17 protein-coding genes are annotated in these 17,384 nt (G+C 69.4%); 13 read left to right on the top strand and 4 right to left on the bottom strand.

Annotation, left to right across the window (positions count from 1 at the left end; all coding sequences use genetic code 11):
• Positions 1–27: 27 nt before the first annotated feature.
• The gene (gene pyk / locus TSO352_RS23020; protein ID WP_247872330.1) at positions 28–1,476 is read right to left on the bottom strand and encodes a pyruvate kinase; all 1,449 of its coding nucleotides are present in this window, start codon (positions 1,474–1,476) and stop codon (positions 28–30) included.
• A gap of 392 nt (positions 1,477–1,868) precedes the next feature.
• Between pyk and rpsM the strand changes: the two genes are divergently transcribed.
• From rpsM to TSO352_RS22995, 5 genes are all read left to right on the top strand, one after another.
• Positions 1,869–2,237 carry a 30S ribosomal protein S13 gene (gene rpsM / locus TSO352_RS23015; RefSeq protein ID WP_109109516.1) on the top strand — a complete coding sequence of 123 codons (369 nt, stop codon included), beginning with the start codon at positions 1,869–1,871 and terminating at the stop codon, positions 2,235–2,237.
• A gap of 15 nt (positions 2,238–2,252) precedes the next feature.
• A complete protein-coding gene (rpsK, locus tag TSO352_RS23010) occupies positions 2,253–2,651 on the top strand; it encodes a 30S ribosomal protein S11 (RefSeq protein ID WP_012974490.1) in 399 nt (132 codons plus the stop codon).
• Positions 2,652–2,789: 138 nt separating this feature from the next.
• On the top strand, positions 2,790–3,806 hold the full coding sequence (locus TSO352_RS23005; protein WP_109109515.1) for a DNA-directed RNA polymerase subunit alpha: 1,017 nt from the start codon (positions 2,790–2,792) through the stop codon (positions 3,804–3,806).
• 158 nt (positions 3,807–3,964) lie between these two features.
• Positions 3,965–4,390 carry a 50S ribosomal protein L17 gene (gene rplQ / locus TSO352_RS23000; protein WP_109109514.1) on the top strand — a complete coding sequence of 142 codons (426 nt, stop codon included), beginning with the start codon at positions 3,965–3,967 and terminating at the stop codon, positions 4,388–4,390.
• A 157-nt stretch (positions 4,391–4,547) separates the two neighbouring features.
• Complete coding sequence (locus TSO352_RS22995) at positions 4,548–5,126, top strand: YqaA family protein (RefSeq protein WP_109109513.1); 579 nt, start codon at positions 4,548–4,550, stop codon at positions 5,124–5,126.
• 13 nt (positions 5,127–5,139) lie between these two features.
• Here TSO352_RS22995 and TSO352_RS22990 read toward each other — a convergent pair whose 3' ends face one another.
• Positions 5,140–5,400 carry a hypothetical protein gene (locus tag TSO352_RS22990; protein WP_146210786.1) on the bottom strand — a complete coding sequence of 87 codons (261 nt, stop codon included), beginning with the start codon at positions 5,398–5,400 and terminating at the stop codon, positions 5,140–5,142.
• A 123-nt stretch (positions 5,401–5,523) separates the two neighbouring features.
• On the opposite strand from TSO352_RS22990, the gene TSO352_RS22985 reads away from it, so the two are divergent.
• Both TSO352_RS22985 and TSO352_RS22980 read left to right on the top strand, forming a co-directional pair.
• Positions 5,524–5,898, top strand: coding sequence for a hypothetical protein (locus TSO352_RS22985; RefSeq protein ID WP_146210785.1), 375 nt, complete (start codon positions 5,524–5,526; stop codon positions 5,896–5,898).
• A 10-nt stretch (positions 5,899–5,908) separates the two neighbouring features.
• A complete protein-coding gene (locus tag TSO352_RS22980) occupies positions 5,909–7,234 on the top strand; it encodes a replication-associated recombination protein A (RefSeq protein ID WP_109109510.1) in 1,326 nt (441 codons plus the stop codon).
• A gap of 99 nt (positions 7,235–7,333) precedes the next feature.
• Here the strand turns inward: TSO352_RS22980 and TSO352_RS22975 are convergent, their stop codons facing one another.
• Together TSO352_RS22975 and TSO352_RS22970 are read right to left on the bottom strand one after the other, a co-directional pair.
• Positions 7,334–7,561 (bottom strand): hypothetical protein, encoded by a 228-nt coding sequence (locus TSO352_RS22975; protein WP_109109509.1) that lies wholly within the window; start codon positions 7,559–7,561, stop codon positions 7,334–7,336.
• 130 nt (positions 7,562–7,691) lie between these two features.
• Positions 7,692–8,552 carry a cell envelope integrity EipB family protein gene (locus TSO352_RS22970; RefSeq protein ID WP_109110819.1) on the bottom strand — a complete coding sequence of 287 codons (861 nt, stop codon included), beginning with the start codon at positions 8,550–8,552 and terminating at the stop codon, positions 7,692–7,694.
• A gap of 108 nt (positions 8,553–8,660) precedes the next feature.
• Between TSO352_RS22970 and TSO352_RS22965 the strand changes: the two genes are divergently transcribed.
• From TSO352_RS22965 to TSO352_RS22940, 6 genes are all read left to right on the top strand, one after another.
• On the top strand, positions 8,661–9,680 hold the full coding sequence (locus tag TSO352_RS22965) for a D-glycerate dehydrogenase (protein ID WP_109109508.1): 1,020 nt from the start codon (positions 8,661–8,663) through the stop codon (positions 9,678–9,680).
• Positions 9,681–9,930: 250 nt separating this feature from the next.
• A complete protein-coding gene (locus tag TSO352_RS22960) occupies positions 9,931–10,647 on the top strand; it encodes a GGDEF domain-containing protein (RefSeq protein ID WP_109109507.1) in 717 nt (238 codons plus the stop codon).
• 322 nt (positions 10,648–10,969) lie between these two features.
• Positions 10,970–11,377 carry a response regulator gene (locus tag TSO352_RS22955; protein WP_109109506.1) on the top strand — a complete coding sequence of 136 codons (408 nt, stop codon included), beginning with the start codon at positions 10,970–10,972 and terminating at the stop codon, positions 11,375–11,377.
• A 56-nt stretch (positions 11,378–11,433) separates the two neighbouring features.
• The gene (locus tag TSO352_RS22950; RefSeq protein ID WP_109109505.1) at positions 11,434–12,828 is read left to right on the top strand and encodes a PleD family two-component system response regulator; all 1,395 of its coding nucleotides are present in this window, start codon (positions 11,434–11,436) and stop codon (positions 12,826–12,828) included.
• A gap of 129 nt (positions 12,829–12,957) precedes the next feature.
• Positions 12,958–13,623, top strand: a complete 666-nt coding sequence (locus TSO352_RS22945; RefSeq protein ID WP_109109504.1) for a phosphatase PAP2 family protein — start codon at positions 12,958–12,960, stop codon at positions 13,621–13,623.
• 183 nt (positions 13,624–13,806) lie between these two features.
• On the top strand, positions 13,807–17,376 hold the full coding sequence (locus TSO352_RS22940) for a DEAD/DEAH box helicase (RefSeq protein ID WP_109109503.1): 3,570 nt from the start codon (positions 13,807–13,809) through the stop codon (positions 17,374–17,376).
• Positions 17,377–17,384 lie beyond the last annotated feature (8 nt).

Here is a 17,384-nt window from a genome sequence, read left to right as displayed (position 1 = left end):
CGCGCCGCCCCGCCGTGCTCGTCCGCGTCACTCCGCCTCGACCCAGGCGATGCGCAGGATGTTGGTGTTGCCGGGGGTGCCGAACGGCACGCCGGCGGTGATGACCAGCCGCTGACCCTCCGCCGCGAGGCCGTCGGCGTGTGCGGCGCGGGTGGCCTTCTGCACCATTTCGGAGAAGTTGGCGACGTCGTCGGTGTGGACGGCGTGGACGCCGAACACCATCTGCATCCGCCGCGCCGTCTCCAGCGCCGAGGTCAGGCAGAGGATCGGCACCTCCGGCCGTTCGCGCGCCGCCCTCAGCGTGGTGGAGCCCGAGGTGGTGTAGGTGACGATCGCCGCCGCCTGGATGGTGTGGGCAACCTGGCGGGCCGCGGCGGTGATGGCGTCGGCCGCGGTCTGCTGCGGGTCGGGGTGCTGCGCGTCCATGATGGTGCGGTAGAGCGGGTCGTGCTCCACCCGCCGGGCGATGCGGTCCATGATCGACACCGCCTCCACCGGATAGTCGCCCGACGCGGTTTCCGCCGACAGCATCACCGCGTCGGCGCCGTCATAGACCGCCGTGGCGACATCCGACGCCTCGGCGCGGGTGGGGGCGGGGGCGCTGACCATCGACTCTAGCATCTGGGTGGCGACGATCACCGGCTTGCCGGCCCGGCGCGACTCGCGGACGATGCGCTTCTGCAGGGTCGGCACATCCTCCGCCGGCAACTCGACGCCGAGGTCGCCGCGCGCCACCATGATGCCGTCCGACATCTCGATGATGTCGGCGAGGTGGGCGATGGCCTGCGGCTTCTCCAGCTTCGACAGCAGCGCCGCGCGCCCGGCGATCAGCTTGCGCGCCTCCGCCACATCGTCGGGCCGCTGGACGAAGCTCAGCGCCACCCAGTCGACGCCCTGGTCGAGGGCGAAGGCCAGATCCTCGCGGTCCTTCGGGGTCAGCGGCGACAGCGGCAGCACGACTCCGGGGACGTTGACCCCCTTGCGGTCGGACAACTTGGTGCCCGACACCACCACGGTGTCGGCGAAGTCGGGACCGCAGGCGGTCACCCGCAGCCGCACCCGCCCGTCGTCCAGCAGCAGGTCGGTGTCCGGGCTGAGCGCCGCGAAGATCTCCGGATGGGGCATGCCGACGCGGCTGCGGTCCCCCGGCTCGCGTGACAGGTCCAGGCGGAAGGGCTGCCCCGCCGTCAGCGTGACCGGGCCGTCGGCGAAGGTGGCGATCCGCAGCTTCGGCCCCTGCAGGTCGGCCATCACCGCGATGGGGCGGCCGGTGCGGGCCTCCAGATCGCGCAGGGCCGCCAGCCGGGCGCCATGGTCGGCGTGGGTGCCGTGGCTGAAGTTCAGGCGGAAGACGTCGACTCCGCTCTCGAACAGCCGGGCGATCACCTCGGGCGAGGCGGAGGACGGGCCGAGCGTGGCGACGATCTTGGTCAGGCGGGACCGCCGGATCTTGATGGCATTGCCAGTCATGGTCATGAACACGAACCTTTCCCGTCAGAGGGGGTGCCGGTGGAACTGAGACTGGTGCGCCGGCGTCGCCCGTTCAGCCGGGCAATCGTCGTGCGGCGGTTGTTGCCCATCACTTCGCGTCGATCAAGCCTCTGCTTTGCCGCATCCAGGGGTGGGGCGCGCCTGTGTTCCGCCACGGGGCGGCCTACCGCTCTTGTCCGTGGCGGGGAACCGGCCGAACCAGCATTCGGCCTTGACAAGTTCCGGGGGTTTCCTATAGTCGCACCCTCTCGCCGCCTTGCAAAGGTGGCGGGCAGCATTGTGCGTTCCTGGTTCCGGCGTGGTGTCGGACGGGATTTGCTCGGTGTGTAGGCGGCCCGACGGGCTGCCGTTGAGATATCGAGATCGAGGAGAGCAGCGTGGCGCGTATCGCTGGCGTCAACATCCCCGCGCAGAAGCGCGTGGAGATCGGGTTGACCTACATCCATGGCATCGGCCCCTTCAAGGCCAAGGAAATCTGCTCGAAGCTGGAGATCCCGGCCGAGCGTCGCGTGAACGAGCTGACGGACGACGAAGTCCTGAAGATCCGCGAGACCATCGACGCCGACTACCGCGTCGAGGGTGATCTGCGTCGTGAAGTCGCGATGAACATCAAGCGCCTGATGGACCTGGGCTGCTACCGCGGCCTGCGTCACCGCAAGGGCCTGCCGGTCCACGGTCAGCGCACCCACACCAACGCCCGCACCCGCAAGGGTCCGGCGAAGCCGATCGCCGGCAAGAAGAAGTAAGAGGACGAACGCAACATGGCCAAGCCCTCCGCCGCTTCTCAGCGCCTGCGTCGTCGCGAGCGCAAGAACATCACCGCCGGCGTCGCCCACGTGAACGCCTCGTTCAACAACACGATGATCACCATCACCGACGCGCAGGGCAACACCATTGCCTGGTCGTCGTCGGGCACCATGGGCTTCAAGGGTTCGCGCAAGTCGACGCCCTACGCCGCCCAGGTGGCTGCCGAGGATGCCGGCCGCAAGGCGCAGGAACACGGCATGAAGACGCTGGAAGTCGAAGTGAAGGGTCCGGGTTCGGGGCGTGAGTCCGCCCTGCGCGCCCTGCAGTCGATCGGTTTCCAGATCACCTCGATCCGTGACGTGACGCCGATCCCGCACAACGGCGTTCGCCCGCCGAAGAAGCGTCGCGTCTAAAGCACCCCTACCGTTTCCGCACCCGCGGGGACCGACCGTTCCGGGACAGAGGGCCGCCGCCATCGCGGCCCTCTCAGCATGGGAACGACTCGGGCCCCGCGGGTTCGTGTTCACCCGATGGCATCTTGAGGTCGATCCGTGCTTCAGAAGAACTGGCAGGAACTGATTAAGCCGAGCAAGCTGGACATCCAGCCCGGCGACGACGCCGACCGTTTCGCCAACGTGGTCGCCGAACCGCTGGAACGCGGCTTCGGTCTGACCCTCGGCAACGCCCTGCGTCGCATTCTGCTCTCCTCGCTGCAGGGCGCCGCGGTCACGTCGATCCACATCGACGGCGTGCTGCACGAGTTCTCGTCGATCCCCGGCGTCCGCGAGGACGTGACCGACATCGTCCTGAACATCAAGACGATGGGTCTGCGCATGGGCGGCGACGGTCCCAAGCGCATGCGCCTGCGCGCCGAAGGCCCGGGCGAGGTCAAGGCCGGCATGATCGAAACCGGTCCCGACATCCAGGTCATGGATCCGGAACTGGTGATCTGCACGCTGGACAACGGCGCGCGGCTGAACATGGAACTGACGGTCGAGACCGGCAAGGGCTACGTCCCGGCCAGCCAGAACCGTCCGGAAGACGCGCCGATCGGCCTGATCCCGATCGACGCCCTGTTCTCGCCGGTCCGCAAGGTGTCCTACAAGGTCGACAACGCCCGCGTCGGGCAGGTCACCGACTATGACCGCCTGTCGATGACGGTGGAGACCAACGGTTCGGTCAAGCCGGACGACGCGGTGGCTCTGGCCGCCCGCATCCTGCAGGACCAGCTGCAGCTGTTCATCAACTTCGAGGAGCCGACGCACGCCGTCTCCGAGGAGAAGCACGAGGAGGTTCCGTTCAACAAGAACCTGCTCCGCAAGGTGGACGAGCTGGAGCTGTCGGTCCGTTCGGCCAACTGCCTCAAGAACGACAACATCGTCTACATCGGCGACCTGGTGCAGAAGACGGAGGCGGAAATGCTCCGCACCCCGAACTTCGGCCGCAAGTCGCTGAACGAGATCAAGGAAGTGCTGTCCCAGATGGGCCTGCACCTCGGTATGGAAATCCCGAACTGGCCGCCCGAGAACATCGAGGAACTGGCCAAGCGTCTGGAAGAGCCGTACTAAGCATCTCGCGCGTTTCGCGCCCTTTCCGCCATCGTGTGGGAAGGGCGCTGTTCCCAGGGCCGCACCGGCCCGACCCGCAGCCGTACCAGCGCTTCGTCTGGGCGGCGGGGTTCACGATCGGCTCCCCGAGGGGGGCCAAGCCATGAAGGAGGACCGCCATGCGTCACGGCGTTTCGGGACGTAAGTTCAGCAAGACCAGCAGCCACCGCAAGGCCATGTTCTCGAACATGGCGAACGCGGTGATCAAGCACGAGCAGATCACCACCACCCTGCCGAAGGCGAAGGACCTGCGTCCGATCGTCGACAAGCTGATCACGCTCGGCAAGAAGGGTGGCCTGGCCAACCGTCGTCTGGCGTTTGCGCAGCTGCGTGACAACGACACGGTCACCAAGCTGTTCACGGTGCTGGCCGATCGCTACAAGGATCGCCAGGGTGGCTACAGCCGCGTCCTGAAGGCCGGCTTCCGCTACGGCGACGCCGCCGACATGGCGGTGTTCGAGCTGGTCGACCGCGACGTCGCCGCCAAGGGCCTCGATTCGGGCCCGACGCAGGACGTCGAGGCCGAGGCCGAGACCGCGGAGTAACATGACCGCGTCATCGGCCGGTCTGCGGGCTTGGTCGGCAAAGAGCGATGACCGCTCTTGCCGGACGGGCCGGGGCCGCCGATATCGGTGACATGTTTGGACCCTTCCTTCGGGGCATTCCCCCGGAGGAAGGGTTTTCTCTTATATGGCCGGTCGAATGTTGCGTTCTCTTTACACGCGTATCCAGCGCCTCGCCGCCCGCGACGACGCGGTCTGGTGGATGTCGGCGATCTCCTTCGCCGAAAGCTCCTTCTTCCCGCTGCCGCCGGACGTGATGCTGGTGCCGATGTGCCTGGCGAAGCCGAAGAAGCTGTGGTTCTACACCAACGTCTGCGCCTTCGCGTCGCTGATCGGCGGGCTGCTGGGCTATGCCCTGGGCTTCTATCTGTTCGAGAGCATCGGACGGATGATCATCGACCTCTACAACGCGCAGGAGTCGTTCCAGCATTTCCAGGAGATGTTCAGCGAGTTCGGGCCCTGGTTCCTGATCCTGAAGGGCGTGACGCCGATTCCCTACAAGCTGCTGACGATCACCGCCGGATTCGCCCACCTCGACCTGACGGTCTTCATCCTGTGTTCGATCGTCGCGCGCTTTTCCCGATTCTACATGATTGCCATTCTGCTGCACTTCTACGGACCGCAGGTGCAGCACATCATCGAAAAGCGCCTGATGCTGGTGGCCACCGTCCTGCTGGTCGTGGTGGTCGGCGGCCTGCTCAGCTTCAAGTTCGTCTGATCCAGAAGCGGCGTCAGTCCGGGTTGCCCTGGTCCTGGCGGTTGCGCTGGGACGGCGGCAGGGCGTTGCGGTCGGCGCGGTCGCGGCGGACGATGACGACGATCGCGACCGCCACGAACAGGCCGCCGATCAGCGGAATCACCATCTCGCCCATGCTCATGTTCGGCAGCGCCAGCGCGCGCGCCACCAGCATGACGAGACCGAGGACCAGCAGGCCGAGAAACAACCGCCAGGACGCGCGGCGGGAGCGGCCGCTCCCCGAATTCGATGTCATTTCAGTCATTCCCTTCTTACTCAGGTTATCGGCATAGTGGGGGCCGATCGGGGGATGGTCCAGGGGGTGTGGCATTCCGCCCTGCCCATGTCCATCTCCTTAACAAGAAGAATAGGAGCCGTCGTGGCTATGTTCCGTCCGGTCCGTCTTATCGCTCCGCTGCTGGCCGTTGCGCTGATCGGTCTTTCGGCTTGCGCCGACAAGCCCGCCGGGCGCCCTGCCGCCTCGGGGCCGGCCCCCACCGTCACCGTGGTCCCCGGTCCGTCGACGCCGCGTGCCGGCGCGGACGACCAGTCGCTGCGGCTGGACAACGGCTCCGGCGCCGGTGCGTCCTGCCAAGCCCAGTGCGAGCGCAGCCACAATGTCTGCATGGACTCGGTGGCGGCCCGCAACCAGGGCGGCGGCATCGAGCGGGCCGATTCGACCCCCTTCAGCCCGACCGACAACTGCAGCTACCAGCTGAAGCAGTGCTTCCAGCGCTGCAACGCGGTGCGTTGAGGCCCGACCGATGGCAAAGCGCGGCGACACCGGGGCAGGGGCGGGGGGCGGTCTGTTCGAGTCGGCGGCGCCGCGCCCGCTTGCCGACCGGTTGCGCCCGCGCACGCTCGACGAGGTGGTCGGACAGGACCATCTGCTGAAGCCCGACGGCCCGCTGGGCCGCATGGTGACGGCGCGGCGGCTGGCGTCGATGGTGCTGTGGGGGCCGCCGGGCTGCGGCAAGACCACCATCGCCCGCCTGCTCGCCCACAGCACCGACCTGCATTTCGAGCCACTGTCGGCGGTCTTCTCCGGAGTCGCCGACCTGCGCCGTGTCTTCGACGCGGCGCGGGCGCGGCGGGCGGCCGGGCAGGGGACGCTGCTGTTCATCGACGAGATCCACCGCTTCAACCGCTCGCAGCAGGACGGCTTCCTGCCCTATGTCGAGGACGGCACCGTCACGCTAGTCGGTGCCACCACCGAGAATCCATCCTTTGAGCTGAACGCCGCCTTGCTGTCGCGGGCCCAGGTGTTCGTGCTGAACCGCCTGGACGACGCCGCGCTGGAAAAGCTGCTGTCGCGGGCGGAGGCGGAGATGGGCTATCCCCTGCCGCTCGACGCCGACGCGCGGGCGGCGGTGAAGGCGATGGCCGACGGCGACGGCCGCTTCTGCCTGAACCTGTGCGAGGAGCTGTTCGCCCTGCCGCCGGACACGGTTCTCGACACCAACGCGCTCGCCGCCACCATCCAGCGCCGCGCCCCGCTCTACGACAAGGCGCAGGAGGGGCACTACAACCTGATCAGCGCGCTGCACAAGTCGCTGCGCGGCTCCGACACCGACGCCGCGCTCTACTGGTACAGCCGGATGCTCGACGGCGGCGAGGATCCGCGCTACATCGCGCGCCGGCTGACCCGGTTCGCGGTCGAGGACATCGGCATGGCCGATCCCAACGCGCTGACCCAGGCCATCGCCGCGTGGGAAGCCTATGAGCGGCTGGGCAGCCCGGAGGGCGAGCTGGCGCTGGCGCAGCTGGTCATCTATCTGGGGACGGCGCCCAAGTCGAACGCTGGCTACACCGCCTACAAGGCGGCGGTGCGCGCGGCGAAGGAAACCGGGTCGCTGATGCCGCCCAAGCACATCCTCAACGCCCCCACCAAGCTGATGAAGAGCATCGGCTACGGCAAGGGCTACGAGTACGACCACGACACGGCCGACGGCTTCTCCGGCCAGAATTACTTTCCGGACGGGATGGAGCGGCGCGCCTTCTACCAGCCGGTGGAGCGGGGATTCGAGCGCGACATCCGCAAGCGCCTGGACTATTGGGCGAAGCTGCGGGAACGGCGCGGCGAGGAGTAGGGGAGGCGAGGCGTGGAGGAGGCGGTGTCGTGCCGCGTCACTCCCTCCCCCGCTTGGCGGGAGACGGTGGCCAAGCGGGCGAAACGCGTTGCAGCCGCCTTACGCGGCGATGCCGCCGGCCGGGGCCGAGGCGATCAGGCGGTAGTGGCTGGAGTCGGCGAGGACGGAGCAGCTCAGGGTCTTGGACACGCCTTCGTCCTCGGTGCTGACGACACGGGCGTGGGGAATGCCCAGCAGGTTGACCGTCGCCGTCACCCGCCAACCACGGACGCCGGCACCGCCGACCGGTTGGAAAACCTGCCCGATCTGGACATGCTTCTTGCTCATGACGGAACCCTCGGACGGCCGGTCGCCGCATGGGGCGAGCGGCCTGTTGCACAAAACCTCAACCCACAGTTAAGCGCAGCCGCGAGTCGCGATCAACAGGGAAACGGTGGAACCCGAAAGAGTGTGGCGGTCAGCAACCCGACTTCGGCAGCGCCTCGATCTTGTCCAGCACGGCGTTGACGGTGAAATCGCCGTAGTCGATCTGCATCGATTCAGCGATGCCGTTTTCCAGCAGGCGCAGGCTCATCTCGTATTCCGGCTGGGCGGAATCGCTCTGGGTCGGGAAGAAGGCCATGCGGACCGGCCAGGATTTCTCCACCTTGAGCAGCGGGTCTTTGGCGGATTCCAGCGGCGCCGCGGCCTTGCCGACGACGGTCGACACCTCGGTCGGTCCCTCGGCGTCGGAGCCGTCGAAGATGGTGCGGGTGAAGAAGGGCTCGCCGGCGGCGGCGTGGTCCAGGATCGCCAGCGTGTGGGCGGTCGGGAACATGGTGCTGGGCGGCAGCTCCATCTCCTGCGGTTCCGGCTTGGTGAACTGGGCGGTTCCACCGCCGTCCGCCGATTTCAGGTTGGCCTCGCCGCGCACCTCGTCGTCCAGTTCGCCGTTCACTAGCTTGCGGACGTTGAAGCGGTAGTGGCGGCCGTCCTTCGACTCCCAGGTGGTGTAGTTGGTGTTCATCGCCATGTCGTCGCCTTCGCTGTAGACGAAGCGCAGCTGGAACCGCTGCTCCGTCGTCCAGCCGTCGCAGGCGTCGGCCCATTCGAACATCATGCGCCCGCGGACGCCGCTGACCTTCGACCCGTTGCGCGCGGACGCCAGCGACATCGTGTAGAGCGCCCGGTGGGGCTGGATCTTCGCCGCGACCGCCGCGAGCGAGGTGGCGGCCGGCTGGGCCATGGCGGGGACGCTCGCAAGGAGAGCCCCGGCGACGAAAGCCGCGCCGACGGTCGCCGGCAGGGCGGCCGGGAGAGCGTAAAGACGGTCGAACAAGTCGGGATCCACAGGTGATTGACGGCTCGAGGTGAAGTATGGGTGTTTTCGTCGCGGTCCGAAAGAGCCGCCACCCGCAATTCCTATCAATGGAAGGGAACAGCCGGAATGACAAGCCCTGCCGAGAACCCGCTTGACACGTCATCGGGGCGCATGCCGTCCGGCCGCCCGGCCGTGCTGCTGACCCGGCGCCTGCCCGACGCGGTCGAGGCGCGGGCGGCGCGCGACTATGCGGCGACCCTCAATCCGGACGACACCGCCTTCAGCGGGGCGGAGATCGCCGCCCGGGCGGCCGCGGCGGGGGCCGACGCCGTGCTGTGCTGCGCCGGCGACCGGCTGGACGCCGCCGCCATCGCCGCGCTGCCGCCGCGGGTCAAGGTGCTGGCCACCTTCTCGGTCGGGACCGACCACATCGACCTGGAGGCGGCGCGGGCGCGCGGGCTGGTCGTCACCAACACGCCGGACGTGCTGACCGACGCCACCGCCGACATCGCGCTGCTGCTGCTGCTGGGCGCCGCCCGCCGGGCGTCGGAGGGGGAGCGGATGATCCGGGCCGCCGCCTGGACCGGCTGGACCCCGACCCAGCTGATGGGGACCCACATCGGCGGCAAGCGGCTCGGCATCGTCGGCATGGGGCGGATCGGGCAAGCGGTGGCGCGCCGCGCCCGCGCCTTCGGCATGGACATCCACTACAGCAACCGCCGGCCCTTGCCGCCGGAGCTGGCAGAGGGGGCGACCTACCACGCCGATCCCGAAGCGATGCTGCCGGTGTGCGATGTCCTGTCGCTGCATTTCCCGGCCACGGCGGAAACCCGCCACTGGCTGAACGCCGACCGGATCGGGCGGCTGCCGCCGGGGGCCATCCTGATCAACACCGCGCGCGGCAGCGTGGTGGACGACGCGGCGGTGATCGACGCGCTCGCCCGCGGCCGGCTCGCCGCCGCCGGGCTGGACGTGTTCGAGAATGAACCGAACCTGCACCCGGGCTATCGCGACCTGCCCAACACCTTCCTGCTGCCGCATCTGGGCAGCGCGACGGTGGAGACGCGCAACGCCATGGGCTTCCGGGCCTTGGACAACATCGACGCCGTGATGGCCGGCCGGACCGCGCCCGACCGGGTGGTGTGAGGACCCAGGGAGCGGCCGGCCGGGACGGTTTTTGTCCCCGTGCCCGGCCGTTCTGGGGGCGGCGCCCCGGCAGGGATTTCCCGACGGACGGCAAAAGCTGCCGGGTCGGGGTGGGCAAGAGGCTCCAACCCGGCAGGATGAGCCCGCGGCGCAATCGATAAAATGCTTCGTATCTGCGGGTCGGCGGGGTTGGCACACCTGTTGCTAGGGGTATGGCGAAGTGTTCCGACCTTCATCAAGGAGCCGACCCATGAACGCCATCGTCGCCGCCCTGGACCTGAAGCACCACGTCTCCGACCGTTTCGACGGGCCGGGGAACTGGTCGCCGGTCGCGCTGGCGTCGCGCGTCGGGCTTCTGCGGGGGACCGAGCGGCAAGCTCTGGATGAGACGATCGCCCTGCTCGCCGAGGCCAAGGAAACCATCGCGCAGCAGCAGGAGCGGATCGCCTACCTCGAAAGCCTGACGATGACGGACGAGCTGACCGGTCTGCTGAACCGGCGGGGTTTCTACAGCCATTTCCGGCGCGAGCTTGCCGCCGCCCGCCGCCACGGCACCGCCGGCGGCCTGCTCGTCATGATCGACCTGGATGGCTTCAAGGCCATCAACGACACCCACGGCCACATCGCCGGCGACAGCTATCTGCGCCAGGTGGCCCGCCTGATCGTCGGCAACGTCCGCCAGGAGGACGTCGTGGCCCGGCTGGGTGGCGACGAGTTCGCGGTGCTGCTGACCAACACCGACACCGGCGCCGGCCTCGCCCGCGCCCGGCAACTGGCCGCCATCGCCGACGCCAGCCATGTCGAGTGGGGCGGCCACGCCCTGCCGGTGCGCTTCTCGGTCGGGACGCAACCCTACGGCGCCGACGACAGCGAGGACGAGGTGATGCGCCGGGCCGACGTCATGATGTATGGCGCCAAGCACGCCCGGCGCCGGGATGCCAAGCGCAAGGTGAAGTCCGCCGCCTGACGGACGCTCCACAGCCTGTCTGATTGTCGGAACAGACAACTCATGCCGCCCGTGGCCTCCACGGGCGGCTTTGTCTTTTGCGCCGGCGACGTTCCATTTGGTTGTGCGGCTCGGCATTTCGCCGGGGCGGCCGCGTTGCGGCCGGTGGTTCGCGACCGCTTTTCCGAGCGCGGGTAACGACAATTTAACCGTCGCGACCTATTCAGAAAGGGGGTATACCGGACTCTCGACTCCGCGTGCATGCCCGCGGCCGCAAGGCGCGCGGATCATGGGGCTGGCGAGACGGGCGGTGTCAACGCGGGCCAGGCCCAGGGGAGGATGCATGTCAGCGGAACCGGGCGGCCCAGCGGGGACCGGTGCGAAGCCGGCAAAGACCGTCCTCATCGTCGAGGACAACGAGCTGAACATGAAGCTGTTTCATGACCTGCTCGAAGCGCACGGCTACGACACCTTGCAGACCCGTGACGGCATGGAGGCGATGCAGATCGCCCGCCGGCACCGGCCCGACCTGATCCTGATGGACATCCAGCTTCCCGAGGTGTCGGGGCTGGAGGTCACGCGCTGGATCAAGGACGATCCCGACCTGAAATCCATCCCGGTCGTGGCGGTCACCGCCTTCGCCATGAAGGGGGACGAGGAAAAAATTCGCCAGGGCGGCTGTGAAGACTATGTGGCCAAGCCCATATCCGTCGTGAAGTTCCTGGAAACAGTGAAGAAGTTTCTCAACTGAGCCTGTTCGCGTGCAGACCAGTCCGCTTGTGAAAATTTGCAGGATTCCGTCCGTCCATGTCAGCGCGTGTCCTCGTCGTCGATGACGTTCTGCCCAATGTGAAGCTGCTCGCGGCGAAGCTGACGCGCGAGTACTTCAATGTGCTGACGGCGTTCAATGGTCCGGACGCGCTGGAACTGGTGCGCCGGGAATCGCCGGACATCGTGCTGCTCGACGTCATGATGCCGGGCATGGACGGGTTCGAGGTGTGCGAGAAGATCCGCTCCGACCCCGCGACCATGCACATCCCGGTGGTGATGGTGACCGCGCTGTCCGACGTCGCCGACCGCGTGCGCGGACTGGAGGCCGGGGCCGACGATTTCCTGACCAAGCCGGTGAACGACATCGCGCTGTTCGCGCGGGTGCGCTCGCTGGTCCGGCTGAAGATGATGATGGACGAGTGGCGCCTGCGGGAGACCACGTCGGGCCAGTTCGGCGTCATCGAGCGCAGCGGCACCATGCTGAGCGAATCCTTCGAGCACGCCAGCGTGCTGGTGCTGGAGGATTCCGTCCTCGACCTGGAAAAGGTGACGGAGACGCTGCAGCGCGACCACAACAGCGTGATGGCCGCCGACACCTGCGCCAAGGCGCTGGAACGCGCGCTGGCCGGCGACCTCGATCTGGTGGTGGTCAGCCTGACCCTGCTGAACGAGGACGGGTTGCGGCTGTGCTCGCAGCTGCGCTCGCACGAGCGGACGCGGCAGGTGCCGATCCTGCTGATGGTCGACGAGGGCGAGCTGGGGCAGGTGGCCAAGGGGCTGGAACTCGGCGCCAACGACTATGTCGTCAAGCCGGTCGACCGCAACGAGCTGCTGGCCCGCGCCCGCACCCAGATCCGGCGCAAGCGCTACCAGGAACGGCTGCGCTCGAACTACGAGCAGAGCCTGTCGATGGCGCTGACCGACAGCCTGACCGGCGTCTTCAACCGCCGCTACGTCAACGCCCACCTGCCGCGCCTGCTGGAGCGCGCCATCGACAGCCACAAGCCGGTGTCGGTGCTGATGTTCGACATCGACCACTTCAAGGTGGTCAACGACACCTACGGCCACACCATCGGCGACGAGGTGCTGCGCGAGGTGTCGGCGCGGTCCAGCCGCAACCTGCGCACCTTCGACCTCGTCGCCCGGCTGGGTGGCGAGGAGTTCATCGTCATCCTGCCGGACACCGACGGGGAGGCGGCGCTGATCGTCGCCGAACGGCTGCGCTCGCGCATCGCCGACACCCCCTTCACCGTGTCGGCCGACCGCGGCGAGATCAACGTCACCGTCTCGATCGGCATATCGGTCGGCGGCCGGCTGGGCGACACCGCGGAAGGGCTGGTCCGCCGCGCCGACGAGGCGCTGTACGAGGCCAAGCGGTCGGGGCGCAACTGCGTCATCGCCGACGCGCGGGCCGACCAGCTCGACGGTTGAACCGGGGGCTGAACCGGGGGCTGAGCGTGGGCTGAGCCGGCCTCGCCGGGCCGGGTCTTGCGCTTCGTGCTGCGCCGCACCATGTCCCAGAGCCGTCCACCTCCCTCTTGTCCGTTGCCTGGAGCGTCCATGCTCGCCACCGCCAGCGGTGCCATCACCCATCTGGGCAGCAGCAGCCTTCTCGTCCCCCTCTCCGCCCTGTACGCGACCGCCCTGTGGCGGCGGCATTCGGCGCCGCTGGCCTTGCGCTGGCTGCTGGCGCTGGCCGTCTGCCTGGGGGCGATGGTCGTGCTGAAGCTGGTCGGCCATGGCTGCGGCCTGCCGGAACCGCCGCTGTTCCCGGCGCTGTTCGCCGGCGACCGCTTCATCAGCCCCAGCGGCCACGCCGCCTTCTCCGCCGTCTTCTACGGGTCGGTGGCCGCGCTGGCCGCGCGCGACGCCGGGTCGCCCTGGTTGCGGCTGGGGTTGCCGGCCGCCGCCGCGCTGCTGGTGCTGGCCATCGCCGCGTCCAGGGTCGCCGTCTCCGCCCATTCGGGCGCGGAGGTGATGGCCGGGCTGCTGGTCGGCGGCCTGTCGGTGCTGCTGTTCCTGTGGACCAGCCGGAAGGATGGGGCGCCGCGGCTGCGCGCCTCGCCCGCCGTGCTGGCGCTGCTGCTGCTCGGGCTGGCGCTGCTGGTCCACGCCGGCGACCCGTCCTTCGTCGAGGGGGCCATCCGCAAGGTCGCCCATCAGCTTGGCAGCGGTGCCGGGCTGTGTGCCGTCGCCGGCCTGCCGACGCCCGGGCATCCGGGATGACGCGACATCGGCGGTCAAATGTTCATGCGGGGTGATGCCGCGGCGATCCTGTGCTATGACGAGCGTTCGCGGTTCGCCCGGTCGCGGCGGCCACGACCCAGGTGACGCTTGCGCCCTGCCGCGCAAGGCCCTATACCGACGCCCCGTTTTCGTTTCGTTCCGGTCGAGACCCATCCGCCCCGCATGTCGCTTTTCGATGCCTTGCCGCGTGGCCATTCGGCCGGCGCCGTCGTCCCCTTCGCCCAGGAGGACCTGACCCGCGTCTTCGACGCCAAGACGCTGCAGCGCGGGCGCACCCTGATCATGACCGGCGCGGTGACGCTGGGCGAGCCCGGCACCGGCCGGATCAAGGCGGAGGTCACCGACCTCGGCCGCCGGCTGGCGGTGACGGTGACGCCGGTGCAGGGCAAGCGCAGCGTCGTGCTGGACCGGCTGTGCACCTGCGGCCGCAACGCCTGCGCCCACATGGCGGCGGCGGCGATGATGGCGCTGGACACCCGTCCGGAATGGCGCCGCGCCTCGCTGTTCGACGTGGCCGACGTCAACGCCCCGATCGCCCCGCCCAAGCCGGCCGAGCCGCCGCGTCCGGCCGTCCCTGTGGCGGCCCGGCCGCTCACCACCCAGCCGCTGACCACCCAGTCCATGGCCGTCCAGGCGACGAAGCCGCCGGCCCCGCCGCTGACGCTGGTGGGCTCGGGCGGCGTTCGCCCGCCGGCGATCCGGCCGCCCGCCACACCGCCCGCCACACCGCCAGTTGCGCCGCTGTCGCCGCCGTCCGCTTTTCCGCCGCTGCCCGTCCCGGAGGCGGCGCGCAGCCTGCGCTGGACGCTGGAGCCGGGGCAGGGCGACATCGCCTGCTACATCCTGGCGGAGTTCGTGGCCGAGGGCAGCGCCGACACCGCGCCGGCCAGCCCGCGCGACGTGCTGGCCAAGGCGCCGCGCAGCCTGGATGGCGACGCCGACCGTGCCATCGCCCGGCTGCTCGGCGGTGGCGGTGGCGAGCGCACCCCCGTCGCCAAGAGCCGGGGCGAGGCGATCGACCGCCTGCTGCGCCGCCTGCTGGCGACCGGGCGGCTGCGCTGGCGCGACGGCACCCCGCTGGCCGAGGCGCCGGGCCGCACCGTCCGCACCTTCCGCGACCCGGCGACCCGCAAGCTGCGGCCGACCGGCCTGCCGGACCGCAGCGTGCTGGTGAAGGGCCAGTCCTATTGGTGCGTCGATTCCGCGACCGGCACCGTCTTCCCGGTCGACCTCCAGGTGGTCGAGGTGCCGAAGGCCAAGCCGTCTGCGGCCGCTCCGGTGCCGCCGCCCGCCGCCAAGGCGCCCGGCCAGCCGGCCTCGCGCCTGTTCGGGCCGTCGCGCTCCGCCCCGGCGGCGATGCCGCGCATCGCCCCGCCGCCCTCCAGCTTCCGCGACAACCCGATCCCCGGCGTGCGCGGCGGCGCCGGCGACGCGGCGGCCATCGTCGAGCGGACGCCGCGGGTGATCGCCCGGCTGGGCCGGGTGGTGACGCCGGCCGACGGGCTGGTCGACGTGCTGCGCCTGTCCTTCGACTATGGCGACCCCGGCAACCCGGTGGAGATCGAGCCCGACGACCAGCGCCAGTTCGCCCGCTACGAGGACGAGTTCGGCTCGGTCACCTTCGTCCGCCGCGACAAGGCGGATGAACAGGCGGCGCTCGATCGGCTGTCCGGCCTCGGCTTCGCCCAGGCGCGCGTCGAGCCGCCGAAGGGCGCGCTGAACGCCCGCGGCGCCCGCGTCCACTGGCTGACCGGCCGCGACGTCGAGGAGCGCTGGGCGCATTTCCTCGCCAACGAGGTGCCGGCCCTGACCAAGGCCGGCTGGACGATGGAGGTCGGCGCCGATTTCGGCACCCGGGTGATCGAGCCGGGGGCCGAGGTCGAGGTCGCGGTGCGCGACGCCGGCGACGGCTGGTTCGACCTCGACGTCGGCGTCGAGATCGATGGCGAGCGCCAGCCGCTGCTGCCGATCCTGTCGCGGCTGGTCGAGAAGGGCGGCCTGTCGACCACCCGGATCATCGACGGCCGGGCCCACATCGTGCTGGACGACGGCAACGTGCTGGCCCTGCCGGCCGAGCGCATCGAGCGGCTGCTCAGCGTGCTGGAGGCGATGCTGGACAGCGGCCGCAGCAGCGGCGACCGGCTGAAGGTGCCGCTGGCCGAGGCCGATTCGCTGCTCGACATCGACGACCTGATCGCCCGCCGGGGCGACGAGACGGCGCAGATCGACGGCTACCTGCAACGGCTGCGCGCCGACGACCTGCCGGGCGACCTGATGCCGCCGCCGGGCTTCCAGGGCGAGCTGCGCGACTACCAGCGCGCCGGTCTGGCCTGGATGCAGAGCCTGCGCGCCAACAACGTCGCCGGCATCCTGGCCGACGACATGGGGCTGGGCAAGACCGCCCAGACGCTGGCCCACATCGCGATGGAGGAGCATGAGGGCCGGCTGACCGACCCCTGCCTGGTGGTGGTGCCGACCAGCCTGGTGCCCAACTGGGTGGCGGAGGCCGGGCGCTTCACCCCGCATCTGCGGGTGGTGGTGCTGCACGGCGTCGACCGCCACGGCAAGCTGGCCGACCTCGGCCGCGCCCACATCGTGGTGACGACCTACGGCGTGGTCGCCCGCGACATCGACCTGCTGAAGCGGCTGAGCTGGCACACCATCGTGCTGGACGAGGCGCAGGCGATCAAGAACCCGGACGGCAAGGCGACCCGCGCGGTGGCGGCGCTGCCGGCGCGGCACCGGCTCTGCCTGTCCGGCACGCCGGTGGAGAACAATCTGGGCGAGTTGTGGAGCCAGTTCGCCTTCCTGATGCCGGGCCTGCTGGGCGACCGCAAGGATTTCGGCAAGCGCTACCGCGTGCCGATCGAGAAGCGCGGCGACAACACCCGCGCCAACCTGCTGATGCGCCGCATCCGCCCCTTCCTGCTGCGCCGCACCAAGGAGGCGGTGGCCAAGGAGCTGCCGCCGAAGACCGAGGTGGTGGTCCGCATCGACCTGGAACGCGACCAGCGCGACCTGTACGAGACGATCCGCCTGTCGGTGAACGAGACGGTGCGCGCGGCGCTGGCCGCCAGCGGCAAGGGATCCGGCCTGGGCCAGAACGCCATCGCGGTGATCGACGCGCTGCTGAAGCTGCGGCAGGTCTGCTGCGACCCGCGGCTGCTGAAATCCATCGCCGCGCTGGGCGGCCACGGCGCCAAGGTCCGGCAGAGCGCCAAGCTGGCCGCCCTGGTCGACATGGTGACGGAGATGGTGCCGGAAGGCCGGCGCATCCTGATCTTCTCGCAGTTCACCACCATGCTCGACCTGATCAAGATCGAACTGGAGAAGGCCGCCGTCCCCTATGTCGAGCTGACCGGCCGCACGCTGGACCGGGCGGAGCCGGTGAACCGCTTCCAGAACCGCGAGGTTCCGGTCTTCCTGATCAGCCTGAAGGCCGGCGGCCGCGGCCTGAACCTGACCGCCGCCGACACGGTGATCCACTACGATCCGTGGTGGAACCCGGCCGCCGAGGATCAGGCGACCGACCGCGCCTACCGCATCGGCCAGGACAAGCCGGTCTTCGTCTACAAGCTGATCGCCGCCAACACGGTGGAGGAACGCATCCTCGACCTGCAGCGGCGCAAGGGCAGCCTGTCCGCCGCCACCATCGAAGGCAAGGGCTTGGTCAGCGCCCTCGACGGCGGCGACATCGACTATCTGCTGAGCGACGACGACGCCGAAGAGTGACGCTGACG

It is taken from the genome of Azospirillum sp. TSO35-2, assembly GCF_003116095.1.
In the GTDB taxonomy this organism is placed as follows: Bacteria; Pseudomonadota; Alphaproteobacteria; order Azospirillales; family Azospirillaceae; genus Azospirillum.
The sequence above is the reverse complement of the archived record's forward strand: the minus strand, read 5'-3'. Positions and strand labels throughout refer to the sequence as shown.